19 protein-coding genes are annotated in these 21523 nt (G+C 68.3%); 9 read left to right on the top strand and 10 right to left on the bottom strand.

Annotation, left to right across the window (positions count from 1 at the left end; all coding sequences use genetic code 11):
* Positions 1 to 2: 2 nt before the first annotated feature.
* On the top strand, positions 3 to 1913 hold the full coding sequence (feoB, locus tag DK368_RS08120) for a ferrous iron transport protein B (protein ID WP_114393413.1): 1911 nt from the start codon (positions 3 to 5) through the stop codon (positions 1911 to 1913).
* On the opposite strand, the gene DK368_RS08115 is transcribed toward feoB, so the two are convergent.
* The 6 genes from DK368_RS08115 to petA form a co-directional block, all read right to left on the bottom strand.
* On the bottom strand, positions 1891 to 2988 hold the full coding sequence (locus DK368_RS08115; RefSeq protein ID WP_114393468.1) for a patatin-like phospholipase family protein: 1098 nt from the start codon (positions 2986 to 2988) through the stop codon (positions 1891 to 1893). The two genes, feoB and DK368_RS08115, sit on opposite strands and share 23 nt — an antisense overlap.
* Before the next feature lie 89 nt (positions 2989 to 3077).
* Entirely contained in the window at positions 3078 to 4340 is a 1263-nt protein-coding gene (locus tag DK368_RS08110) for a metal-dependent hydrolase family protein (RefSeq protein WP_114393412.1), read from the bottom strand.
* A gap of 77 nt (positions 4341 to 4417) precedes the next feature.
* On the bottom strand, positions 4418 to 4972 hold the full coding sequence (locus tag DK368_RS08105; protein WP_240002395.1) for a DUF924 family protein: 555 nt from the start codon (positions 4970 to 4972) through the stop codon (positions 4418 to 4420).
* Positions 4973 to 5121: 149 nt separating this feature from the next.
* A complete protein-coding gene (locus DK368_RS08100) occupies positions 5122 to 5901 on the bottom strand; it encodes a cytochrome c1 (protein WP_114393410.1) in 780 nt (259 codons plus the stop codon).
* Complete coding sequence (locus DK368_RS08095; protein WP_114393409.1) at positions 5901 to 7205, bottom strand: cytochrome b; 1305 nt, start codon at positions 7203 to 7205, stop codon at positions 5901 to 5903. Before DK368_RS08095 ends, DK368_RS08100 begins: the two co-directional genes overlap by 1 nt.
* Before the next feature lie 26 nt (positions 7206 to 7231).
* A complete protein-coding gene (gene petA / locus DK368_RS08090) occupies positions 7232 to 7777 on the bottom strand; it encodes a ubiquinol-cytochrome c reductase iron-sulfur subunit (protein WP_114393408.1) in 546 nt (181 codons plus the stop codon).
* Positions 7778 to 8251: 474 nt separating this feature from the next.
* On the opposite strand from petA, the gene DK368_RS08085 reads away from it, so the two are divergent.
* The 3 genes from DK368_RS08085 to DK368_RS08075 are packed head-to-tail and all read left to right on the top strand — an operon-like array spanning position 8252 to position 10310.
* Positions 8252 to 8755, top strand: coding sequence for a tRNA (cytidine(34)-2'-O)-methyltransferase (locus DK368_RS08085; protein ID WP_114393407.1), 504 nt, complete (start codon positions 8252 to 8254; stop codon positions 8753 to 8755).
* 59 nt (positions 8756 to 8814) lie between these two features.
* Entirely contained in the window at positions 8815 to 9729 is a 915-nt protein-coding gene (hemF, locus tag DK368_RS08080) for an oxygen-dependent coproporphyrinogen oxidase (RefSeq protein ID WP_114393406.1), read from the top strand.
* Complete coding sequence (locus tag DK368_RS08075; RefSeq protein ID WP_114393405.1) at positions 9720 to 10310, top strand: histidine phosphatase family protein; 591 nt, start codon at positions 9720 to 9722, stop codon at positions 10308 to 10310. Before hemF ends, DK368_RS08075 begins: the two co-directional genes overlap by 10 nt.
* A 25-nt stretch (positions 10311 to 10335) precedes the next feature.
* On the opposite strand, the gene DK368_RS08070 is transcribed toward DK368_RS08075, so the two are convergent.
* The 3 genes from DK368_RS08070 to DK368_RS08060 all read right to left on the bottom strand — a co-directional run bounded on the left by DK368_RS08070 (position 10336) and on the right by DK368_RS08060 (position 12865).
* Positions 10336 to 11577 carry a CCA tRNA nucleotidyltransferase gene (locus DK368_RS08070; RefSeq protein WP_114393404.1) on the bottom strand — a complete coding sequence of 414 codons (1242 nt, stop codon included), beginning with the start codon at positions 11575 to 11577 and terminating at the stop codon, positions 10336 to 10338.
* Positions 11577 to 12101 (bottom strand): CoA pyrophosphatase, encoded by a 525-nt coding sequence (locus DK368_RS08065; RefSeq protein WP_420818889.1) that lies wholly within the window; start codon positions 12099 to 12101, stop codon positions 11577 to 11579. Before DK368_RS08065 ends, DK368_RS08070 begins: the two co-directional genes overlap by 1 nt.
* A gap of 164 nt (positions 12102 to 12265) precedes the next feature.
* Positions 12266 to 12865, bottom strand: a complete 600-nt coding sequence (locus tag DK368_RS08060; RefSeq protein ID WP_240002394.1) for a DUF1285 domain-containing protein — start codon at positions 12863 to 12865, stop codon at positions 12266 to 12268.
* A 201-nt stretch (positions 12866 to 13066) separates the two neighbouring features.
* On the opposite strand from DK368_RS08060, the gene DK368_RS08055 reads away from it, so the two are divergent.
* From DK368_RS08055 to DK368_RS08040, 4 genes are read left to right on the top strand one after another with little or no spacing between them, the layout of a single operon-like run.
* Positions 13067 to 14077 (top strand): AAA family ATPase, encoded by a 1011-nt coding sequence (locus DK368_RS08055; RefSeq protein WP_240002393.1) that lies wholly within the window; start codon positions 13067 to 13069, stop codon positions 14075 to 14077.
* A 53-nt stretch (positions 14078 to 14130) separates the two neighbouring features.
* The gene (locus tag DK368_RS08050) at positions 14131 to 15039 is read left to right on the top strand and encodes a DUF58 domain-containing protein (RefSeq protein ID WP_114393466.1); all 909 of its coding nucleotides are present in this window, start codon (positions 14131 to 14133) and stop codon (positions 15037 to 15039) included.
* Between the two features lies 1 nt (position 15040).
* The gene (locus DK368_RS08045; protein ID WP_114393401.1) at positions 15041 to 17773 is read left to right on the top strand and encodes a DUF4159 domain-containing protein; all 2733 of its coding nucleotides are present in this window, start codon (positions 15041 to 15043) and stop codon (positions 17771 to 17773) included.
* Complete coding sequence (locus tag DK368_RS08040) at positions 17770 to 19842, top strand: hypothetical protein (protein ID WP_114393400.1); 2073 nt, start codon at positions 17770 to 17772, stop codon at positions 19840 to 19842. Before DK368_RS08045 ends, DK368_RS08040 begins: the two co-directional genes overlap by 4 nt.
* Positions 19843 to 19878: 36 nt before the next feature.
* Here DK368_RS08040 and DK368_RS08035 read toward each other — a convergent pair whose 3' ends face one another.
* Complete coding sequence (locus DK368_RS08035; RefSeq protein ID WP_114393399.1) at positions 19879 to 20880, bottom strand: hypothetical protein; 1002 nt, start codon at positions 20878 to 20880, stop codon at positions 19879 to 19881.
* A 128-nt stretch (positions 20881 to 21008) separates the two neighbouring features.
* Between DK368_RS08035 and DK368_RS08030 the strand changes: the two genes are divergently transcribed.
* Complete coding sequence (locus DK368_RS08030; protein WP_114393398.1) at positions 21009 to 21512, top strand: TspO/MBR family protein; 504 nt, start codon at positions 21009 to 21011, stop codon at positions 21510 to 21512.
* Positions 21513 to 21523: the final 11 nt, after the last annotated feature.

Genomic DNA, 21523 nt, shown 5'->3' with positions numbered 1-21523 from the left:
GCATGACGGCCTGTCACGCTGGCGCGCCGCCGCAGACGTCCGACGCCGCCGATCTGTCCGCCCCAGCCATAGCCCTGGTGGGATGCCCCAATTGCGGCAAAACGGCCCTGTTCAACGCCCTGACCGGCAGCCGGCAGAAAGTGGCGAACTATGCCGGCGTCACCGTTGAACGCAAGGAAGGCAGCTTCCGGACCCCGGCCGGCCGGCCTGTGCGCGTGCTGGACCTGCCCGGTACCTATTCCCTGCGCGCCCGCAGCCCCGATGAGGAAGTGACCCGTGACGTGGTGCTGGGGCGCCGCGGCGGGGAGACCGCACCGGACATCCTGGTCTGCGTCGCCGATGCCACCAACCTGCGGCTGGTCCTGAGGCTGGTGCTGGAGCTGAAGTCCGTCGGCACGCCTCTGGTTCTGGCGCTGAACATGATGGACATCGCCAAGCGCCAGGGCGTCGAGATCAATGTGGAACGGCTGTCGGCGGAGCTGGGCGTGCCCGTGGTGCCGTCCGTGGCCGTGCGCCGGGGCGGGACCCAAGCGCTGCTGCAGGAGATCGACAAGCTCTGCCTCGGCGGCGAGACCCTCCGTGGCTCCAACAGCTGGCACCCGCTGGAGGCTGGCGAGTTGCGCGCCCTGCACCGGGAGGCGGAACGCATCCTGAAGGCCTGCTCGTTCCGCCCTGCCGACAACACACTGACCGGCCGCATCGACCGGGTTCTGCTGCATCCGGTGCTGGGGACGGCCGTGCTGCTGTTGATCCTGTTCCTGATGTTCCAGGCCGTGTTCGCCTGGGCCGAACCGGTGATGGACCTGATCGAAGGGAGCATCGGCGATCTGGGCGCCCTGATCGGAGGTCTGCTGCCCGACGGCCTGCTGCGCAGCCTGCTGGTGGACGGTATCATCGCCGGCGTCGGCAGTGTTCTGGTGTTCCTGCCGCAGATCCTCATCCTGTTCTTCTTCATCATCCTGCTGGAAGATTTCGGCTACATGGCGCGGGCCGCCTTCCTGATGGACAAGATCATGGGCGGGGCCGGCCTGCATGGCCGGGCCTTCATCCCGCTGCTGTCCAGCTTTGCCTGTGCCATTCCCGGCGTCATGGCCACCCGTGTGATCGACAGCAAGCGTGACCGGCTGGCAACCATCCTGGTGGCACCGCTGACCACCTGCTCGGCCCGCATTCCGGTCTACACCCTGATCATCGCCGCCTTCGTGCCGAACACGACGGTGTGGGGCGGGTTCGGCCTGCAGGGATTGACCATGTTCGGCCTCTATGCCACCGGCATCCTGGCTGCCCTTCTGGTGGCCGCGGTGCTGAAGCGGCTGGTCTGGCGCGAGCAGCCGGAACCCTTCCTGATGGAACTGCCCAGCTACAAGCGGCCCAGCCTGCGCAATGTGGCACTGGGCCTGTGGCAGCGTGGCACCATCTTCCTGAAGCGGGCCGGCACCATCATCCTGACGCTGAGCATCGTCGTCTGGTTCCTCTGCACCTTCCCGGCGCCGCCGGCCGACGCCACCGCCCCGGCCATCGACTATGCCTTTGCCGGCATGATCGGGCACTGGCTTGAACCGGTGCTGGCCCCCATCGGCTTCAACTGGCAGATCGCCATCGCCCTGGTTCCGGGGCTGGCCGCACGCGAGGTCATGGTCAGCGCGCTTGGCACCATCTATGCCGTGGCCGAGACGGGCGATGCCGCCGCCGGCGCCCTGGAACCGCTGCTGGCCGCGCAGTGGTCGCTGCCCACGGCGTTGGCGCTGCTGGCCTGGTATGTGTTCGCCCCGCAGTGCATCGCCACCCTGGCCGTGGTGAAGCGTGAAACCAACTCCTGGCGCTGGCCGACCATCCTGTTCCTGTACATGCTGGTGCTGGCCTATACGGCATCCTACGCCGTGTTCCACATCAGCTCGGCGCTGCTGGGCTGAGAACCTGGAGCGGGTCGGCCGTCGGGTCCGGTGTCACCGGCAGGTAACTGAACCGGTCCGGTCCCGGCGGCAGGTCGGCCAAGCGCCGCAATCCGGCGAGCATGTCGCGCTGCCCGGCGTCCCAGCGATCAGCAATGGCGGCCGGGGAAAAATCCAGGCTCTTGCCCGCCCTCTGATGAGCGGGTGAGCGATGCGCCAGATAAAGCAGCGTTGCGGCCGGACCGCCGGGGTCCAGCCTCTGCCGCAACGCAAATTCCCGTCGCAGAGCGGCAACACTGCGACGGGCGTGGCTGGAGAACAGGATATCGGCGCTGCGCTCGACCACGGCATCCAGGGCCGCGGGGCGATGGTTGCGCTGGTTGAACAGGTCCACGGCGATGCACAGCAGATCCCGGCGCAAAGGCTCGGCGAAGGGCACGTCCAGGGGCAGGTTGTTGGCATAGCCCGGATCGCAATGCAGCCGCCCGGCGATCTCCACCGGCGGAAACAGGGGGGCGATGGCGGCGCTGGCCAGCACATGCTCCGGGCCGATCTCCCGCTCCCGGCTGTCGAAATAGACCTCGTCACCACTCTCCAGATCGACACAGCCGATGGTCAGTCGCACGGCCCCGCTGTTGAGACGTCCAAAATCCACCAGCCGCTCCAGGGTCGCGCGCAACGGCCCCAGATCATAGAGGGCCAGATCCCCCGGCATGCCAGGCCAGAGCGACCACAGGCCGGGGAAGCGATGGCGGAAGATGGTGGGCCTGCCGGTCAGCAGGGCCAGCAGCGTATGCGCCTCATGATAGCCGTACCGCAGCAATCCGGTGGGATCGGCGACGGCCGGGGCCGTGTGCTGGCGCGCCTCCAACCAGAATTGCCGCAGCCGCTCGATCCCCTGATCCGGTGGATTGCCGGTCAGAATCGCCGCGGTGACCGCGCCGATGGAGGCACCGACCAACCAGTCCGGCCGGACACCGGCCTGGGCCAGGATGGAGGCCGCACCACCATGATAGGCGCCCAGGGCGTTGCCGCCCCCCAGCACCAGAGCAACGGTGGGACCAGCACCGCTTCCGGGAAAAGACCTGTCGGGCATGGGAACCGCCGGCTGCCGCTGCATATGTCCTTCGCAGGTGCAAAAGACCAACAGGGCAACAGACCTGCGGTGATCCGGTTCCAGCCCGGTCAGAAACCGGCCGCCGCGGCCAGTGTGGGTGCCGCGGCGAACTGGCGGCGGACGGCGGACGGATGCCTCAGAGCGGCATGCACATCCACCCCGCCCTTCCACAGACCCCGGTGGCGGCGGCAATCGGCGGCGGCACCGATATCCTCCACCGGGTTGCCCGGCACCAACAGCAGGTCGGCCGCTGCACCGGGCGCGATGCGTCCATGGTCCGGCAGGTCCAGCAGATCGGCGGCGATGCAGGTGCCGGCGCGCAAGGCGTCCAGGGGCGTCATCCCCAGATCGACCATGTGGCGCAGTTCCACGGCGTTGGCGCCATGATGGTTGCCGGGTGTGCCGGCATCCGTGCCCAGGGCAACCCGCCCACCCGCCTTCACATAGCGGCGGAAACTGTCGAAATGCAGGGCGCTGAACCGCTCCACCTTCTCCCGGACATAGGCCGGCAACCCGTCCAGCATGGCGACCAGGCTCATCATCGAAGCCAGCGTGCCGACCAGGCAGGTCCCCCGCTCGATCATGGTGGCGATGACATCGTCCGGCAGTTCGAAACCATGCTCGATGCTGTCCACGCCGGCATCCAGCGCCCGGCGGATACCACGGACCCCCTGGGCATGGGCCGCGACCCGGATGCCGAAATCCCGGGCCATGCGCACGGCCGCCGCCATCTCCTCGGTGCTGGGGTGGGGAGCCAGCGGATCGACGCCGCCGGTCAGCACCCCACCGGTAGCGATCAGCTTGATGCAATCCGCCCCGTTCTTGACGTTGAGGCGCACACCCCGGGTGTAGGCCTCCGGCCCATCACACTCCTGGCCGATCCAGGCGCCATGACCGCCCGTGATGGTCAGCACCTTGCCGGCACAGCGCAGATCCGGCCCCAGGTGCCGGCCAGCGCGGATCGCATTGCGGACGGCGACCTCCGCCCACTCCACCCCGCCCAAGTCGCGGGCCGCGGTGATGCCACCGCACAGGCTGGCCTGGGCATTCTCCAGCATCCGCAGGGTCAGGTCGGCCGCCGGACGCTGGCGCAGCGTCGTCACCACATCGCCCGTGGCCTCCATGGCCAGATGCACATGGGCATCGATCAGGCCCGGCATCAGAGTACAGCCGCCAGTATCCACCCGCGGCCCAGCGAAGCCGTCGAATGTAGCCGCCGGGGCCAGCGCCGCGATCCGCCCGTCTGCCACCAGCACTCCAAGCCCCGGCCGGGGCGAATGCTCCCCATCGAAGACGAGGCCGCCGGTGAACAGGGTGGATGGCACGGACATGGACAGCGCGCTCCTTGGGACGGGACATTACCAGATCATATCAAGCCGGCCCGGAAGGCCAGCCGGAAATGGCCCGCTCAGAAGCCGGAGCCGGGCAGCGCCAGGAACTGCGCCTCCTCCGCCGTGGTTTCCCGCCCCAGGATGGCGTTGCGGTGCGGGAAGCGGCCAAAGCGCTCGACGATGACCAGATGCCTGCAGGCGAAATCGAGGTAGGAGGGATCGGCAACGCGGCCGGCGAAGAGGCGAACGCAACGCCGCTGTTGCTCCAGTGATTCCGCATGCTCGAACGGCAGATACAGGAAGACCCGCTCCACCTCCGCCAAGGCCAGATCGAATCGCCGTGCCACAGCATGTTCCGCTACGGCCAGGGCGGCGAAATCGCTGGCGAAGGCCCGCGCTGTGCCCCGGTACATGTTGCGGGGGGCTTGATCCAACAGCAGGCAGAGGGCGAGGCACCCCGCCGCCGTGTCCCGCCAACGATCCAACTCGCCCGCGACGGCCCGGACGTGGTCGGCTGCCAGGACCTGTGTCACCTGGGCATCGAAGGCATCGCCGCCATTGAACCACAGCGCCGGCCCCGCCTCCTCGAACCAGAAACGCAGGATGCGGGTGATGGCGGCATCGGCTTCCAACAGTGTCCCCTCCGGTCAGCGGATGGCATGCCGACGTTATGCCCGTTCCGCTGCCATCGGATAACGGCCGCAGAGGAGGGAGCGACGCGCAGACAAAGAAAAAAGGCGCCCCGAGGGACGCCCTTTTCCACATTTTCGATCCGCCGCCCTCAATGGACGTCGGCCCACACGCGGCGCTTGGCGGCATACATGATCCCGGCGAAGACCACCAGGAACAGGATGACCTTGACGCCGGTGCTGCGGCGATCCACCAGATGCGGCTCCGCCGCCCAGGCCAGGAAGGTCACCACATCATGGGCCTGCTGGGCGATGGTGGCCTTGGTGCCGTCGGCATAGGTGACGCCGTCCTCGAACAGCGGCGCCGGCATGGCGATGGCATGGCCGGGGAAATACTTGTTGTAGTGCGTGCCATCGGGGATCGGGTGGTCGGCCGGAGCCTCTTCGTACCCGGTGAGGATGGCGTAGACGTAATCCTCGAAATGCTCGCGCGCCTTGACCATCAGCGACAGGTCGGGCGGAGCCTTGCCGCCATTGGCGGCCGCCGCGGCCTGCTTGTTGGGGAAGGGCTTCTTGAAATGGTCGGCCGGCAGACCCGGACGGGTGAACATCTCACCCTGGTCGTTCGGGCCGTCCTGGATCTCGTACTGGGCGGCGATGGCCTTGACCTGCTCTTCGGTAAAGCCGATGCCGGTCAGGTTGCGGTAAGCCACCAGATCCATGGAGTGGCAGGCGGAGCACACTTCCTTGTAGACCTGGAAGCCACGCTGGGCGGCCGCATAGTCGAAGGTCTTGAACATCGACAGGAAGCTGTTGACGCCACCATGCGCCCACTCCTGGTGCGGCGGCACGACGCTCTCGGCAGCGAGAGCCCCGTTGGTGCCGGCCAGGCCGAGGAGACCGGCGACGATCAGGGAACGAAGACGACGCATCAGGCCTTCTCCATCGGGTTGGCGGCAGCGGTGGCAGCAACGCGCCCACCACCCAGGACAGACTGGGCGATGCTGGTCGGCAGCGGCAGCGGACGTTCGATGCTGCTGATGACGGGCAGGCCCACGAAGAACAGGAAGTACAGGAAGGTGCCGATCTGGCCGACCAGCACATAGGGCTGTTCGGCCGGCTTGCCGCCCGCATAGAGCAGCATGCCGAAGGCGATGATCAGCATCAGCACCCACCATTTGTAGAGCGGGCGGAACCTGTAGCTCTTCACCGGCGAGCGATCCAGCCAGGGCATCAGCACCCAGATCAGAATCGACGCGAACATGGCGATGACGCCACCCAGCTTGGCCGGAATCAGCACGATCTCGCTGAAGGGCAGGCCGATGTTGAAGGTGATGGAGCGCAGGATGCCGTAGAAAGGCAGGAAGTACCATTCCGGCACGATGTGCGGCGGCGTCACCAGTGGATCGGCGGGGATGTAGTTATCGGGGTGGCCCAGATAATTCGGGGCAAAGAACACGAACGCAGCGAAGAAGATCAGGAACAGGCTGAGGCCGAACAGATCCTTCGTCGTGTAATAGGGGTGGAACGGCAGCGTGTCCTGCGGCCCCTTCGGCTCGATGCCCAGCGGGTTGTTGGACCCGGTGATGTGCAGTGCTGCGACATGCAGGAACACCACGGCGAAGATCACGAAGGGCAACAGATAGTGCAGGGCGAAGAAGCGGTTCAGCGTCGGGTTGTCGACGGAGAAGCCACCCCACAGCAGGGTCACGATGCTCTCACCCACCACCGGGACGGCCGAGAACAGGTTGGTGATCACGGTGGCGCCCCAGAAGGACATCTGGCCCCAGGGCAGCACATAGCCCATGAAGGCGGTCGCCATCATCAGCAGGAAGATCACCACACCCAGGATCCAAAGCAACTCGCGCGGCTTCTTGTAGGAGCCGTAGAGGAAGCCGCGCAGGATGTGGATATAGACGACGATGAAGAACATCGACGCGCCGTTGGCGTGGATGTAGCGGATCATCCAGCCCCAGTTCACGTCGCGCATGATGCGCTCGACGGAATTGAAGGCGAGCCCGGTATTCGCGGTGTAATGCATGGCGAGCACGACGCCGGAGACGATCATCGTCGCCAGCACGAACATGGCCAGTGCGCCGAAGTTCCAGAAGTAATTGAAATTACGCGGAGTCGGGAAAGTCCCGTACTCCTTGTCCAGCATCGTGAAGATCGGCAGGCGCTGGTCGATCCAGTTCACCACCGGGTTCTTGAATGTGGAGGTATGGGCGTGAGCCATCGGGCACTCCCTATCCTGGATCGTTCTCAGCCGATCTTGACGCGGGTGTCGGTGAGGAATTCGTAAGTCGGCACGGCGAGGTTGGCCGGGGCGGGACCCTTGCGGATGCGGCCGGACGTGTCGTAGTGCGAGCCATGGCAGGGGCAGAACCATCCACCATAGTCGCCACGGGACTCACCCGTGTTGGTTCCCAGCGGGATGCAGCCCAGATGGGTGCAGACGCCAACCAGGATCAGCCAGTTCTCATGACCGGACTTCACACGCGACTCGTCGGTCTGCTTGTCCACCAACTCGGCCATGTTCACGTCACGCGCAGCCTTGATCTCCTCTTCCGTCCGATTGCGGACGAAGACCGGCTTGCCACGCCACATCACCTTGATGGCCTGACCGGGCTGCACCGGCGCCAGATCGACCTCCACACTGGCCAGGGCCAGCGTATCGGCCGCCGGGTTCAGGCTGTGGATGAACGGCCACAAGGCGCAGGCGGCAGCGACACCGCCGGTGGCGGCGGCGGCCAGATAGATGAAGTCGCGGCGGGTATGCCCCTCGCCCGCATGCATGGTGTCCGCCATACCTTACATCTCCTCAGGAACTGGGCCCCGTCACCGCGGCCGGCGCCCAAACGGCATTGTTGTTCCGGACTGGCTGTTTCCTTCCCCACCCCGCCCCTGGCCGATCCGTGCCCGACGACGATCTTATGGATCACCGCATGGTTGGATCGACAACGCACCCCGCCCTGAGGCAATGGGGGACGGTGCGGCTGGAGGCTTCTCCGGTCGCGGCTAGTGGGTATACATCCCTCCTTGCGGGTTGGGAAGCAGGAGCAGACACCCCGATCAGACAATCTGCCGCGCTCACCAGCCCGCCGGCCATCCGCCGCTCCACCCGACCGGGCAGACCGGACGCCATGCCCCACGGGGGAAGGCTGCAGGCCCAGCCAGCCTTGAGTTGGAGCGGGCCCGGCCGGCGTCAACGGCCATCCCCCAAACCCCGCTCACCAGGGCACGGCCGCGGCCCTGATGCGACGTTGTGAAGCACGAGATCCCATGCGCCTCGCCCTGTTCCAACCCGACATCCCCCAGAACACCGGCACCCTGATCCGCCTGGGGGCCTGTCTGGGCGTCCCCATCGACATCATTGAACCCTGCGGCTTCATCCTGGATGACCGCCGCTTGCGCCGCAGCGCCATGGATTACGCCGCGCAGGCGGAATTGGTTCGCCATGTGAACTGGGCGGCCTTCCAGGCCAGCCGTCACGGGCGAACAGTTCTGGTGGAAACGGACCAGGGCGCCCCCTACACCGACTTCGTCTTTCGCCCCGGAGACACGCTGCTGCTGGGACGGGAGACGGCAGGCACCCCGCCGGAGGTGGCGGCAGCCTGCACCGACCGCGTCTTCATTCCCATGCGTTCCGGCGTGCGCTCGCTCAATCTGGCGGTGGCGGCCAGCATGGTGCTGGGCGAGGCGTTGCGCCAGACCAGCGGCTTTCCCGAACCGGATCCGGCGCATCGGGATCCCGATCGCTCCGCCCTGCCCCGCATTGACGGTTGACGCCCGCGCCGCCCGGTGGGAAGCGTGTGCCCCTGTCCCGTTCCAGCCCGACAGGCCCCATGCCGACACCTCTGCCCGCCCCCGAGATCGTTGCCGAGCGCCAGAACCGCGCCCGCAGCTGGTTCGAATCCCTGCGGGACCGAATCTGCACCGCCTTCGAGGCCATCGAGGATGAGCTGGCCGGCGGTCCCCATGCCGATCTGCCGCCCGGACGTTTCCAGCGCACCGCGTGGGACAGGGCCAACCATGACGGCGCACCGGGCGGCGGCGGGGTGATGTCGGTCATGCGCGGGCGCGTGTTCGAGAAGGTGGGCGTCAATGTCTCCACCGTGCATGGCAGCTTCAGCCCGGAGTTCCGCGCCAACGTCGCCGGCGCCGGCGAGACCGGAGCCTTCTGGGCCAGCGGCATCAGCCTGGTGGCGCATATGCGCAGCCCGCTGGTACCGGCCGTCCACATGAATACCCGCCATCTGGTGACGCAGATCGGCTGGTTCGGCGGCGGTGCCGACCTGACGCCCATGTTCCCGGACTCGGCCGAGACGGAAGAGGATGCCGCCGACTTCCACGCGGCCCTGAAAGCCGCCTGCGACGCCCATGGCGCCGACTATTACGCCCGGTTCAAGGCGTGGTGCGACCGCTACTTCTTTCTGCCCCACCGCAACGAGGCACGCGGGGCCGGCGGTATCTTCTACGACAATCTCGACACAGGCGGCGCCGAAGACGACCGCTGGGAGGCGGACTTCGCCTTCACCCGCGCCGTGGGCGAGGCGTTCCTGGCGGTCTATCCTCGCATCGTCCGCCGCCGCATGCACGACACCTGGACCGCGGACCAGCGCGAACAGCAACTGGTGCGCCGCGGCCGCTATGTGGAATTCAACCTCATCCATGACCGCGGCACGCTGTTCGGGCTGAAGACCGGCGGCAACATCGAAGCCATCCTGATGAGCCTGCCGCCGGAGGTGAAATGGCCGTGATCCCGACGCATCCCATCTGGCTGGTCCGCCATGGCGAAACCGAATGGAACGTGGCGGGGCGCTGCCAGGGCCACCGCGACTCCGACCTGACCGCCCGTGGACGCGCCCAGGCCGCCCTGGTGGCGGCGATCCTGGAGCAGGCCATCGCCGGCCTGTCCAACGTGCGGCTGGTGGCCAGCCCGCTGGGCCGCACCCAGATGACGGCCGCCATCATCGCCGGGCGGCTGGGCCTGCCGGTGGAGACGGACCCGCGGCTGGCCGAAGTGTCCTTCGGCGCCTGGGAGGGCATGACCCGGCGCGAGATCGAGGCCGCCAATCCCTGGCTTGCCGGCTATGGCCCTTATGGCTGGCAGTTCCTGGCCCCGGATGGCGAGAGTGCCGCCCAGGTGCTGGACCGCCTGACCGCCTGGATGGCGACGGTGGACCGGCCCACCATCGCCGTCAGCCACGGCATGGCGGGCCGTCTGCTGCGCGGCTGGTACAGCGGCCTGGATCTGGAAGCGAGCAACGCCCTGCCGGCGCCGCAGGACCGGGTCTTCCGGCTGGAGGCCGGCCGGGTGGCGGAGCTGGAGCCGGCCTGATGCACCAGCCGCTCCCGGGGGCCGGTCAGCCCGCCTTCGCCGCCGTCAGGCGGCGTTCCAGTTCGGCCAGGCACAGGTCGCGACCGGGACGGTAGTCGCGCTCGATCCACCACGCCTCGATCTCCGCCAGCAGCGTGCCGATGGCGGGTCCCGGCGGCAATCCGCGGTCCAGCAGATCCTGCCCCTTCAGCGGGAAGGGAATGACGATCCAGGCTGCGGCCTCGGCCAGCGGCTGCAACAGCTCCGACGCGGGCGTGCCCTGGTCGGCAGCCGCCAGCAGCAGCAGGTCGCGGAACAGGTCCGGGCCGAGCGTTTGCAGCGCCTGCCGGCGCCCCCGCAGATCCAGATCCGGCGTCACCGCCCGCGGCGGCACGCACAGGGCCAGCAGCCGCTCCCGTTCGGCGTTGGACAGCTTCAGCCGCTCGCCCGTGGCGCAAGCCGCATCGGTTGTGCCGGGCAACAGGGCCGCCAACCGTGCCATGGGATCGGCCGGCCCCAGCATCCATTCCAGCCGGTCCAGCGCGGCCAGCCGCTCCACCCGCACCGCCGGGGGCAGCAGATGGGCCACAATCCCCTGCTCCAGCATTAGGCGCCAGACCTCCACCGCCCGGTCCTGTGGCAGCAGCCGCAGCACCTCGGCCCGCACCCGCTCCCCCGACAGGCCGGGAAGCAGGGAAGCCAGCGCGGCACACGCGGCCAAGGCCGCCGGATCAGCCCCACCGCGGCCGAAGCGGGCATGGAAACGGAAATAGCGCAGGATGCGCAGCACATCTTCGCGAATACGCTCGACCGGGTCGCCGACAAAACGCACACGCCCGGCCTCCAGATCGGCAAGGCCGTCGAACGGGTCGTACAAGTCTCCCTCGGCCGACAGCGACAGGGCGTTGAAGGTGAAGTCCCGCCGACGCGCATCCTCCACCCAGTCGTCGGTGAACTCCACCCGGGCGTGACGACCGAAGGTTTCCACATCGCGACGCAGGGTCGTGACCTCATAGCCCACACCGTCGATGACGGCGGTGACGGTGCCATGCTTCAGGCCGGTGGGAACGGTACGGATGCCGTCCTGCTTCAGACGGCGCATCACCTCGTCCGGCGGCAGCGGCGTGGCGATGTCCACATCCGCCGCCGTCACGCCCAGAACGGCGTCGCGGACGCAGCCGCCGATGAAGCGGGCCTCCTGACCGGTGCGCATCAGGACCTGCAGCACCCGCCGCGCCCCGGTGCCCGCCATGAGGCCGATGGGTTCCAGTTGGCGGACCGGATGCATCACGCCACCTCCCCCGGTACCGCCGTCTCGCCATGGCCGGCCAGCAGGTCGCAGAAATTGACCAGCATCCCGGCTGTCGCGCCCCAGATGTAGCGGTCCTGGTACGGGAAAGCCCAGAAATGCCGCAAGGCACCCTTCCATTCCCGCGACTCGCGGCGGCGGGCGGCCGGGTCGAGGATGAAGGCCAGCGGCACCTCGAACACGTCTGCCACCTCGTAGGGGTCCGGATTGAGGATGAAGGGGGGCCGCACCAGCGCCACCACCGGCACCACGCGGAAGCCGGTACGAGTGACATAGGTGTCCAGCCGGCCGATGATTTCGACCCGGTGGCGGGGCAAGCCCACCTCCTCCTCCGTCTCGCGCAGGGCCGTGGCCTCGGCATCGGCATCCTCTGGCTCGACACCACCACCGGGAAAGCTGATCTGCCCGGCATGGGCGGTCAGATGAGCCGTGCGCTGGGTCAGCAGCAGCGTCATGCCATCCGGCCGGTCCACCAGCGGCACCAGGACCGCGGCATCACGCAAGGCCGCCGGGGCCGACAGCCCGGGATTGCCGTCATGGTCGCCACGAAAACCGGTGAGGCGCCCGCCAGCCTGTCCACCGCTGCGGTTCCGGAAAAAAGTGCGCAGCTGGTCCGCTGTCGGTGGAGCCGTTGCGCCGCCGGTATCACACCTCCTGCCGCCCCCGGTCATGCCATCGTCGCCGGGTCCAGCCGACCAAGGGTAAAGAAGGTGCCGCTGCTCCATAGTCCGATCTCGGCTCCCGTTCCGGTCTCCCGCGCCTCTCCCCGCTCCACCAGCTCATAGAAGACCGGGCGGTTGATACGCGCCTCAAGCATGTCGCGGACCAGGATATAGGGCCGCGGCTCCCCTGTCGCGCCATCCGTATCCACCCGGATGGGATGATCGGGGCCGGCCACGACTTCCTCATCCAGGTTGGTGCGGAAGACCAGACGCTGGTCCCGCCCCTCCCCCTCGATCCGCAGGGCCACAGCGATGAACGGGGCATCCTCGACCGTGATGCGCCCCCGTTCCGCCGGCGTGATCAGCCAGTAATCCCCCGCCGCATCCCGATGCAGAACCGTGGCGAACAGCTTCACCAACGGCAGCCGGCCGATGGGGCTGTCATGATAATACCAGGTGCCGTCGCGGGCGATGCGGATGGCATAGGCCTCGTCCTCGGCCGTGGGGCCGGGCCGGCGGGCACCGGCCAGAGCGGCGGCGGCGTACGGAGCGGGGATATCCTTGCCCACAGGGGACTTGCTTTCCGACATGGTGGAACAGACCATTGTTGGTTCGAACTGCCGGCGCAACGGATCGGGATCATCGGCCGGGACCGACCCGGCCCGGGTGACGCGACGAAGAGGGGATTGCGAACCCGGCCGGGTTCCGCCACGAAGGTAACATAATCAGGCCGTCTTGGTTCAGGAACCGCCATCACCCACATGGCCGGTGGCGCTGGACCGCCAACAACCTCGGGGATGCAGACCGTGAGTGCCGTAGACCTGTCCCGCTCCGCCGATGCCCAGGCCCTGGTCCGCGACGTGGAGGTCCTGGGCAACCGCCTGGCCGCCGTGCGCGAGATGATCGGTCGGGTCATCTATGGCCAGGAGGAGGTCATCGACCTGTCCCTGGTGACGCTGCTGGCCGGCGGCCATCTGCTGCTGATCGGCGTGCCCGGCCTGGCCAAGACACGGCTGGTGGAAACGCTGGCTACGGTGCTGGGCCTGGATGAACGCCGCATCCAGTGTACTCCCGACCTGATGCCGGCCGACATCCTGGGTTCCGAGGTGCTGGAGGAGACGGAGAACGGCCGACGCGCCTTCCGCTTCCTGCCCGGCCCTGTGTTCAGCCAGTTGTTGATGGCGGACGAGATCAACCGCGCCAGCCCCCGCACCCAGTCGGCCCTGCTGCAGGCCATGCAGGAGGGCCGGGTGTCCGTGGCCGGCCAGCACCACCCGCTGCCCCGGCCCTTCCATGTGCTGGCGACCCAGAACCCGCTGGAACAGGAAGGCACATATCCGCTGCCGGAAGCCCAGCTGGACCGGTTCCTGATGCAGGTGGACGTGACCTATCCCGACCGTGAGGCCGAACGGCGGATGATGATCGCCACCACCGGCGCCGTTGCCGACAGCATCGGCGCCGCCCTGTCCCCGCAGGACCTCATGGCGGCACAGGCCCTGGTGCGCCGCATTCCCGTTGGGGAAAGCGTGGTCGAGGGCATCCTGGATCTGGTGCGCGGTGCCCGGCCGGAGGAGACGACCCTGCCGGAGGTGCGGCAGCATGTGGCCTGGGGGCCCGGCCCGCGCGCCAGCCAGGCGTTGATGCTGGCCGCCCGCGCCCGTGCCCTGTTGCAGGGGCGCCTGACCCCGTCGCTGGACGATGTACTGGCCCTGGCCAAGCCGGTGCTGCGCCACCGCATGGCGTTGAACTTCTCCGCCCGTGCCGACGGCGTCACCCTGGATGAGGTCATCACCCGGCTGTGCGCACCGCTGGCCTGATCCGGCGCCAGATCCGCAACCCCGCCCTTGCCGTCCCGACGAAGGCATCCAGCATGGCCGTTTCCCCCACCCTTCCGACCGCCGCCGACGCGCTGCGCACCCAGCAGCGGGCCGAATCGCTGGCGTTGCGGCTGCCGCCGCTGCTGGTGGCGGCGGAAAGGGTGGCGGCGACGGTGGCCCAGGGGGTGCATGGCCGGCGCCGCGTCGGCACCGGAGAGACCTTCTGGCAGTTCCGGCGCTACCAGCCCGGCGACTCCGTGGCGACCATCGACTGGCGCCAATCCGCCAAGTCCGCCCACGTCTTCGTGCGCGAAACGGAATGGGAGGCGGCGCAAACGGCCTGGCTCTGGCGGGACAGCAGCCCCTCCATGAACTGGCGCTCGACGAGATCGCTGCCGACCAAGCGCGAGCGGGCGGACCTGCTGACACTGGCCCTGGCCGTGCTGCTGGTGCGCGGTGGCGAACGGGTGGCGCTGCTGGGCAGCGGCATTGCGCCCAGCGCCGCCCGCAGCATCATGCCCCGGCTGGCCCTGCACATGACAGCCGAAGCGCCGCGTTCAGATGGTATGGGCCTCCCCCCACCGGAACCCCTGCCCCGCCACGCCCAGCTGGTGGTGGTCGGCGACCTGCTGTCGCCGCTGGCGGAGATCCAGGCCATGGTGGCGGCCTTCGCCGCCCGCGGCCTGCGCGGCCATCTGGTGCAGGTGTTGGACCCGGCCGAAGAGACCCTGCCCTTCGACGGACGCGTCGCCTTCGAAGGGCTTGAAGGGGAAACGCAGATGCTGGTGCCGCGGGTGGAAAGCATCCGGGCGGCCTATCTGGAACGGCTGTCTGCACAGAAAGCGGGGTTGACGGCCATCGCCCGTACCGCCGGATGGAGTCTGACCTGCCACCGCACGGACAGGTCGCCCCAGGCGGCCCTGCTGGCCCTGTGGGGCGCCTTGGCGCGGGAGGCGGTGTGAAATGCTGAGCCTGGGTCCGCTCGCCTTCGCGACTCCGTGGATACTGGCGGCACTGGCCGTGCTGCCGGTGCTGTGGTGGTTGTTGCGGGTGACGCCGCCGGCCCCGCGTGTCCAGGAATTTCCGGCCATCCGTCTGCTGCGCGATCTGGTGGCGCGGGAGGAAACCCCGGCGCGCACGCCGCTGTGGCTGCTGTTGCTGCGGCTGGTCCTGGCGGCACTGGTGATCCTGGCCCTGGCCCGGCCGCTGCTGAACCCCGATGCAGCCCTGCCTGGCGGCGGGCCGCTGTTGCTGGTGGTGGACAATGGCTGGGCCGCCGGCCGCGACTGGCCGGCCCGGCAGGACCTGATGGAACGGCTGATCGCGCAGGCCGAGCGTGCCGGCCGGCCGGTCGTGCTTCTGGCGACAGCCCCCTCGCCCACGGCGGAGCCCCCGCATCTGGTCGGACCGTCGGCGGCCGCCGACGCCCGCCGTGACGTGCAGGCCCTGACCCCGAGTCCCTGGCCTGTGGACCGCACGGCCGCCCTGGCAGCCCTGGACCGACTGCCGACCGAGCGCGCCCCCTACACGGTCTGGCTGTCCGACGGGGTTGCCGATGCCGGGGCGGAGGCGCTGGCGACGCGACTGCGGCGTCTGGGCGGGCTTGAGGTGGTGGGCGACGGTCCCGACCGCCCGGCCCTGCTGCTCCGCCCCCCCACGGCGGAGGGGCTGGATCTGGTGGTGCCGGTGGAGCGCTCCGACTCCGCCTTGCCACAGACGGCAACGATCCGGGCCGTGGCCACCGATGGCCGCTTGCTGGGGGCCGCCGATGTCCGCTTCACCGCTGGCACCGCCCGCGCCGAGGCGCGGCTGAACCTGCCGACGGAATTGCGCAACGAGGCGGCGGCCCTGCGTCTGGACGGGCAGAACACCGCTGGCGCCACACTGCTGCTGGATGAGGGGCAGCGCCGCCGTCCGGTGGGGCTGGTTTCCGGCCGCGGTGAAGGCGAGGAGCAGCCGCTGCTATCCGACCTGCATTATCTCGACCGGGCCCTGTCCCCCTTTGCCGAGATCCGCCGGGGCGATATCGGCAGCCTGCTGCAACGCGAGTTGTCGGTGCTGATCCTGGCCGATGTGGGCAGTCTCAGCGGTAGCGAGGCCGAACAGCTTGACGCCTGGGTGCGCAAGGGCGGAGTCCTGCTGCGCTTCGCTGGCCCCAGGCTGGCCCGTAATGCCGACACGCTGACGCCCGTGCGGCTGCGCAGCGGCGACCGTGCCCTGGGTGGCGCGCTCAGCTGGTCGGTCCCCGCCAGACTGGCCCCTTTCCCCGAAACCAGCCCTTTCCACGGCCTGACCGTTCCCGAGGACGTCACCGTCAGTCGGCAGGTGCTGGCAGAACCGTCCCTGGAGTTGCCCGACCGCACCTGGGCCCGGCTGGAGGATGGGACACCGCTGGTGACGGCCGAGAAGCGCGGCAACGGCTTCACCGTGCTGGTCCATACCACCGCCAGCCCGGACTGGTCGAACCTGTCGCTGTCCGGACTGTTCGTGGAAATGCTGCGGCGGGTGGTGGCCCTGTCGGCCGGTGTCGCCACCGCCGAGGGCGCCGGCACACTGGCGCCGCTGGAGCTGCTGGACGGCCAGGGCCGGCTGGTGACGCCGGGCGTCACGGCCTTTCCGCTGCCGGCGGAGCGGCTGGCCCGCGCGCCGGCCGCTCTGCTGGGGCCGCGCCATCCCCCCGGCTTCTACGGCATCCCCGAAGCCCGCCGCGCCCTGAACCTGGCGCCGGCCGTGGCCACGCTGCAACCGCTGGCACCGCTGCTGTCCGGTATGGCCCAGGACCTGTATGGCGTGCGGGGGGAGATGGACCTCAAGCCCTTGCTGCTGACGGCAGCCCTGATGCTGCTGGTGGCCGACCTGTTCATCGGTCTGGCCCTGCGCGGCCTGCTTCGCGGCGCGCGGGCGGGACGCGGCATCGCCGCGCTGGCGGCCCTGCTGCTGCTGACCCTGCCCCCGTCGGCACGGGCGCAGGAGCGGCCCCTGGATGTGGACAAGGCGATCCAGGCCACCGCCCAGACCTGGCTGGCCTATGTGGTCACCGGCGATGCCGCGGTGGACGCCGTCAGCAAGGCCGGGCTCGAGGGGCTGTCCTACGAGCTGGGACAGCGCACGGCCGCCGAGACCGCCGGCGCCATGGCCGTGGACGTGGACGCCGACGAGCTGTCCTTCTATCCCCTGATCTACTGGCCGGTGACCCCGGCGCAGCCCCCGCTGTCCGACCGGGCGCGGGAGAAGCTGACCGCCTATCTGCGCCAGGGCGGCATGCTGCTGATCGACACACGCGACCAGGGCGTGACCGGTGGCCGCGGTCCCGGTGGCCCGCAGTTGGAGGCGCTGCTGAGCGGGTTGGACATTCCGCCCCTGGCACCGATCACGCCGGAGCATGTGCTCACCAAGTCCTTCTATCTGCTCCAGGACTTTCCCGGACGCTATGCCGGCGGCGAGGTCTGGGCAGAGGCGCAGAGCGGCAGCGTCAATGACGGTGTTTCCGGCGTCATCATCGGCGCCGCCGACTGGGCCGGGGCCTGGGCGGTGGATGGCCAGGGGCGGCCCATGTACGCGGTCGTTCCGGGTCCGGAACGTCAACGGGAAATGGCCTACCGCTTCGGCATCAATCTGGTGATGTATGCGCTGACCGGCAATTACAAGGCCGATCAGGTGCATGTGCCGGCGATCCTGGAAAGGTTGGGCCAATGAACGGAACCTTCCTGGTCTGGGCGCCGCTGATCCCGCTGCCGCTGTTGCTGGCCCTGTTTGTTCTGGGACTGGCCGGCTGCGGCCTGTCTCTGTGGCACCGCGCCCGCGGCGGCCTGCTGCGGCTGGCTGCGCTGACCGTGCTGGTGCTGGCGTTGGCCAACCCGTCCCTGGTGGAGGAACAGCGCCAGCCCATCAAGGATGTGGCCGTCATCATCGTCGACCAGTCCCCCAGCCAGAACATCGGCGAACGCCGGGCACGGGCGGAACAGGCCCTGGCCACGCTGCAGCAGACCCTGGCCAAGTACCAGGATCTGGAGGTGCGGATCGTCCGCACGGCCGACGCCCGCAGCGCCGAGGGCGCCGCCATCGAGGAGACCCGCCTGCTGGAGGCGGTGACCCGGGCCACAGCCGACGTGCCGCGGCGGCGGGTGGCCGGGGCCGTGCTGATCACCGACGGGCAGGTGCATGACGTGGCCGAAGGGCTGCCGCAACTGCGTGACTTCGGCCCTGTGCATGCGCTGCTGACCGGCGAGCACAACGAGGGCGACCGCCGCCTGACCGTGGTCCAGGCGCCCAATTTCGGACTGGTGGACAAGCCGGTCACCTTTACCGTGCGGGTCGAGGATCTGCCGGGCGCGGGCGGCGGCGACGCCACCGTCACGCTGCGCCAGGATGGGGAGGCACCACGCCCGCTGCGTGTGCCGGTGGGACAGGATGTGCCTTTGACCTTCACCCTGACCCATGGCGGGCTGAATGTGTTCGAACTGGCGGTGGAGGCCGGTCCGCAGGAACTGACCCTGGCCAACAACCGGGCGGCCATCGTGGTCAATGGCGTGCGCGACCGGTTGCGCGTGCTGCTGGTCTCGGGCGAGCCCCACGCCGGCGAACGCACCTGGCGCAACCTGCTGAAGGCCGACCCGTCAGTGGATCTGGTGCACTTCACCATCCTGCGGCCACCGGAGAAGCAGGACGGCACCCCGATCCGCGAGCTGTCGCTGATTGCCTTTCCCACCCGCGAACTGTTCGAGATGAAGCTCGACGAGTTCGACCTCATCATCTTCGACCGCTATCGCCGCCGGGGCGTCCTGCCGAACGCCTATCTGGCCAACATCGCAGATTATGTCGAGAAGGGCGGAGCCTTGCTGGAGGCCAGCGGCCCCAGCTTCGCCACGCCCTTGTCCGTCTATCGCACGCCGCTGGGCACGGTGCTGCCGGCCGAACCCACGGGTGAGGTGCTGGAGCAGCCTTTCACCCCCACCGTCACCGATCTGGGCAAGCGTCATCCGGTCACCGCCGGGCTGACCGACGCGGCGGACGGTGTCGGCCCATGGGGCCGCTGGTTCCGCCAAATCGATGTGGCCCCGACGCGCGGCAGCGTGGTGATGTCGGGTGCCGGCGGGCGGCCGCTGCTGGTGCTGGACCGGGTGGGTGAAGGCCGCGTGGCCCAACTGTCCTCCGACCAGATCTGGCTGTGGTCCCGCGGATTCGAGGGCGGGGGACCACAGGCCGAATTGCTGCGGCGGCTGGCCCACTGGCTGATGAAGGAACCGGAGCTGGAGGAGAACGATCTCAAGGCCCGCGTCGACGGCAACCGCATCAGCGTAACCCGGCGCAGCCTGGAGCCGGACCCGCGCGCCATCCAGGTGACCTCGCCCGGCGATGTCGCGTCCGACCTGCGGCTGGAGGATCAGGGCGACGGCACCGCCACCGGATCGCTGGTCGCCGGCGAGCCAGGCATCTGGCGCATCAGCGACGGCCAACGCACGGCCCTGGCCGTGGTCGGCGCCGTCAACCCGCCGGAACTCCGCGATGTCCGCACCAGCCACCAGCCCCTGGCGCCCGTGACAAAGGCTACGGGCGGCGGAACTTACTGGCTGGCCGACGGGACACCCGACGTGCGCCGGACCCGGCCGGACCGGGACGGTGCCGGCCGAGGCTGGCTGGGCCTCCGGGCCAATGCCGACTACGTCGTGACCGGCGTCAGCCAAGTCCCGCTGCTGCCGGCCCTGGCCGTGCTGCTTCTGGCCCTGGGCCTGCTGTTGCTGGCCTGGCGGCGGGAGGGGAGGTAGCGAGGGCTGACATGGGCGCGTGCCTATCGCCCGATGTCAGCCGTTGCGGCTCCAGACCTTGCTGATCAGGAAATGCTGAGCCAGGAATTGGTAAGTCCGCTTCAGCAGTCCCTCGGTCTCCGGTCCCTTGTCGACCTCGTGGCCGTTCCAATCCTCAATCAATTCGTCCCAGATCATCAGATTGGTATGGAGTTCGTCGCGCATGCGGCGAATGAAGGCGACCTGGGCGTCGAAGCTGCGCAACATGGCCATGACTTCGGCGCACTGACCGTCAATCTGGTTGAAGGCATCGTCGAAATTGGCGATGGGGACCTTGGCGAGTGCCTGCATGCGGGCGATATCGGACTGGATCGTATTGTCGCCTTTAAAGACCCGCCGTGCCTGTCCCAGACTGGACATGATCTTCTGCACCAAGCCGTAACGGTCACGCAGGGCCTCGATATAGCTTAACTCCCGCGCCAGGGATTCGACCTTGTCGATCATCTCCTGTTTGCGCTCTTCCGGCAGGCCGAACTGCCGCGCCAGCCGGGCAAAGGCTTCCTGTGTCTTGGCCTTGGTTTGGGGATCCTCGACCATCTGCAACAGTTTAAAGCGGTCGGTGATGATTTCGTCCTTACCCGAGATCCATGAGACCAGCTGCAGAGTCAGGCGTCCACGGGCGATCAACAGATGTTGTTCATCCACGCGCCAACTGGCGGAACCATCCAGCAATTCCCTGGGGATACTGTCACCGGGCCGGATTTCCTTGACAAATTTCAGCCCTTTCTCGACGACGCCGAGCAGGCGTCCATCCTGGCTTTTCTCATCGATATCGAAAGTCTCCCGCATGGTGCGGAAGGGGATCTTGCCCCAGACATCGCCCAAATGGACATTGAACACGGCTTCACCCGTGTCCTTGGCCAGACAAAAATAGCCGCCGGGCAAGGCGAAAACCTTGCTGACAAAGATGAAGTGCGTGCTGGGATCGGCCCCGGCCTGCCCCCCGGCTTGGGCCGGTGTGGTGCCGGCGGCCGCATGGGTATCGTCAACCGACGTCATGGGCGACGCCTCACCTCCAAACGGACTAGTCCGGCGCACTATAGCGGAGTTTGTGACAGTTGCGTTGGTTCATATTGGTAGGAGTTTCCTGTCTTGACATCGATCAAGGTCGACCGATGTTCACTCCTATGAGCACGACCACCCCTTTCCTTTCGCCCGTCCGTTCCTGGTTGGGGCTGACCGTCATTCTGATCGGCTGTTTTGCCGTGGCGGCTGTCGGTAGCAGCGTCACCACTCCTGAAATCGGCGGCTGGTATGCGACCTTGCAGAAGCCGCCGTTCAACCCGCCCAACTGGATCTTTGGCCCGGTCTGGACCCTTCTCTATGCCATGATGGCCGTAGCGGCTTGGCTGGTCTGGCGGCGGCAGGGCGTGACCGGGGCCCGTGGGGCGCTGGCATTGTTCGTCCTGCAGTTGCTGCTCAATCTGGCGTGGTCGATCCTGTTCTTCGGCCTGCGCAGCCCCGGTGCCGCCCTGGTGGACATCCTGCTGCTGTGGAGCGCCATCCTGCTGACATCCCGGACCTTCGCCATTCACAGCCGGCCGGCTGGTCTGCTGTTGCTGCCCTATCTGGCCTGGGTCAGCTTTGCCGCTGTGCTCAATGGCTGGATCTGGTGGCACAATCCGGGATGAGGCTGTTGGGG

Source organism: Oleisolibacter albus (genome assembly GCF_003336875.1).
Lineage (GTDB): Bacteria > Pseudomonadota > Alphaproteobacteria > Azospirillales > Azospirillaceae > Niveispirillum > Niveispirillum album.
This window is presented reverse-complemented; position numbering and strand designations above follow the sequence as displayed.

What these genes read in the sequence shown, in the direction of transcription:
- DK368_RS08110 (WP_114393412.1), bottom strand. Translation starts at nt 4,340, where the DNA reads ATGTCCGTGCCATCCACCCTGTTCACCGGCGGCCTCGTCTTCGATGGG.
- DK368_RS08030 (WP_114393398.1), top strand. Translation starts at nt 21,009, where the DNA reads ATGAGCACGACCACCCCTTTCCTTTCGCCCGTCCGTTCCTGGTTGGGG.
- DK368_RS08060 (WP_240002394.1), bottom strand. Translation starts at nt 12,865, where the DNA reads ATGGTCTGTTCCACCATGTCGGAAAGCAAGTCCCCTGTGGGCAAGGAT.
- DK368_RS08115 (WP_114393468.1), bottom strand. Translation starts at nt 2,988, where the DNA reads ATGCCCGACAGGTCTTTTCCCGGAAGCGGTGCTGGTCCCACCGTTGCT.
- DK368_RS08040 (WP_114393400.1), top strand. Translation starts at nt 17,770, where the DNA reads ATGAACGGAACCTTCCTGGTCTGGGCGCCGCTGATCCCGCTGCCGCTG.
- DK368_RS08075 (WP_114393405.1), top strand. Translation starts at nt 9,720, where the DNA reads ATGGCCGTGATCCCGACGCATCCCATCTGGCTGGTCCGCCATGGCGAA.
- DK368_RS08045 (WP_114393401.1), top strand. Translation starts at nt 15,041, where the DNA reads ATGCTGAGCCTGGGTCCGCTCGCCTTCGCGACTCCGTGGATACTGGCG.
- DK368_RS08070 (WP_114393404.1), bottom strand. Translation starts at nt 11,577, where the DNA reads ATGCATCCGGTCCGCCAACTGGAACCCATCGGCCTCATGGCGGGCACC.
- DK368_RS08095 (WP_114393409.1), bottom strand. Translation starts at nt 7,205, where the DNA reads ATGGCTCACGCCCATACCTCCACATTCAAGAACCCGGTGGTGAACTGG.
- petA (WP_114393408.1), bottom strand. Translation starts at nt 7,777, where the DNA reads ATGGCGGACACCATGCATGCGGGCGAGGGGCATACCCGCCGCGACTTC.
- hemF (WP_114393406.1), top strand. Translation starts at nt 8,815, where the DNA reads ATGCCGACACCTCTGCCCGCCCCCGAGATCGTTGCCGAGCGCCAGAAC.
- DK368_RS08100 (WP_114393410.1), bottom strand. Translation starts at nt 5,901, where the DNA reads ATGCGTCGTCTTCGTTCCCTGATCGTCGCCGGTCTCCTCGGCCTGGCC.
- feoB (WP_114393413.1), top strand. Translation starts at nt 3, where the DNA reads ATGACGGCCTGTCACGCTGGCGCGCCGCCGCAGACGTCCGACGCCGCC.
- DK368_RS08050 (WP_114393466.1), top strand. Translation starts at nt 14,131, where the DNA reads ATGGCCGTTTCCCCCACCCTTCCGACCGCCGCCGACGCGCTGCGCACC.
- DK368_RS08035 (WP_114393399.1), bottom strand. Translation starts at nt 20,880, where the DNA reads ATGACGTCGGTTGACGATACCCATGCGGCCGCCGGCACCACACCGGCC.
- DK368_RS08085 (WP_114393407.1), top strand. Translation starts at nt 8,252, where the DNA reads ATGCGCCTCGCCCTGTTCCAACCCGACATCCCCCAGAACACCGGCACC.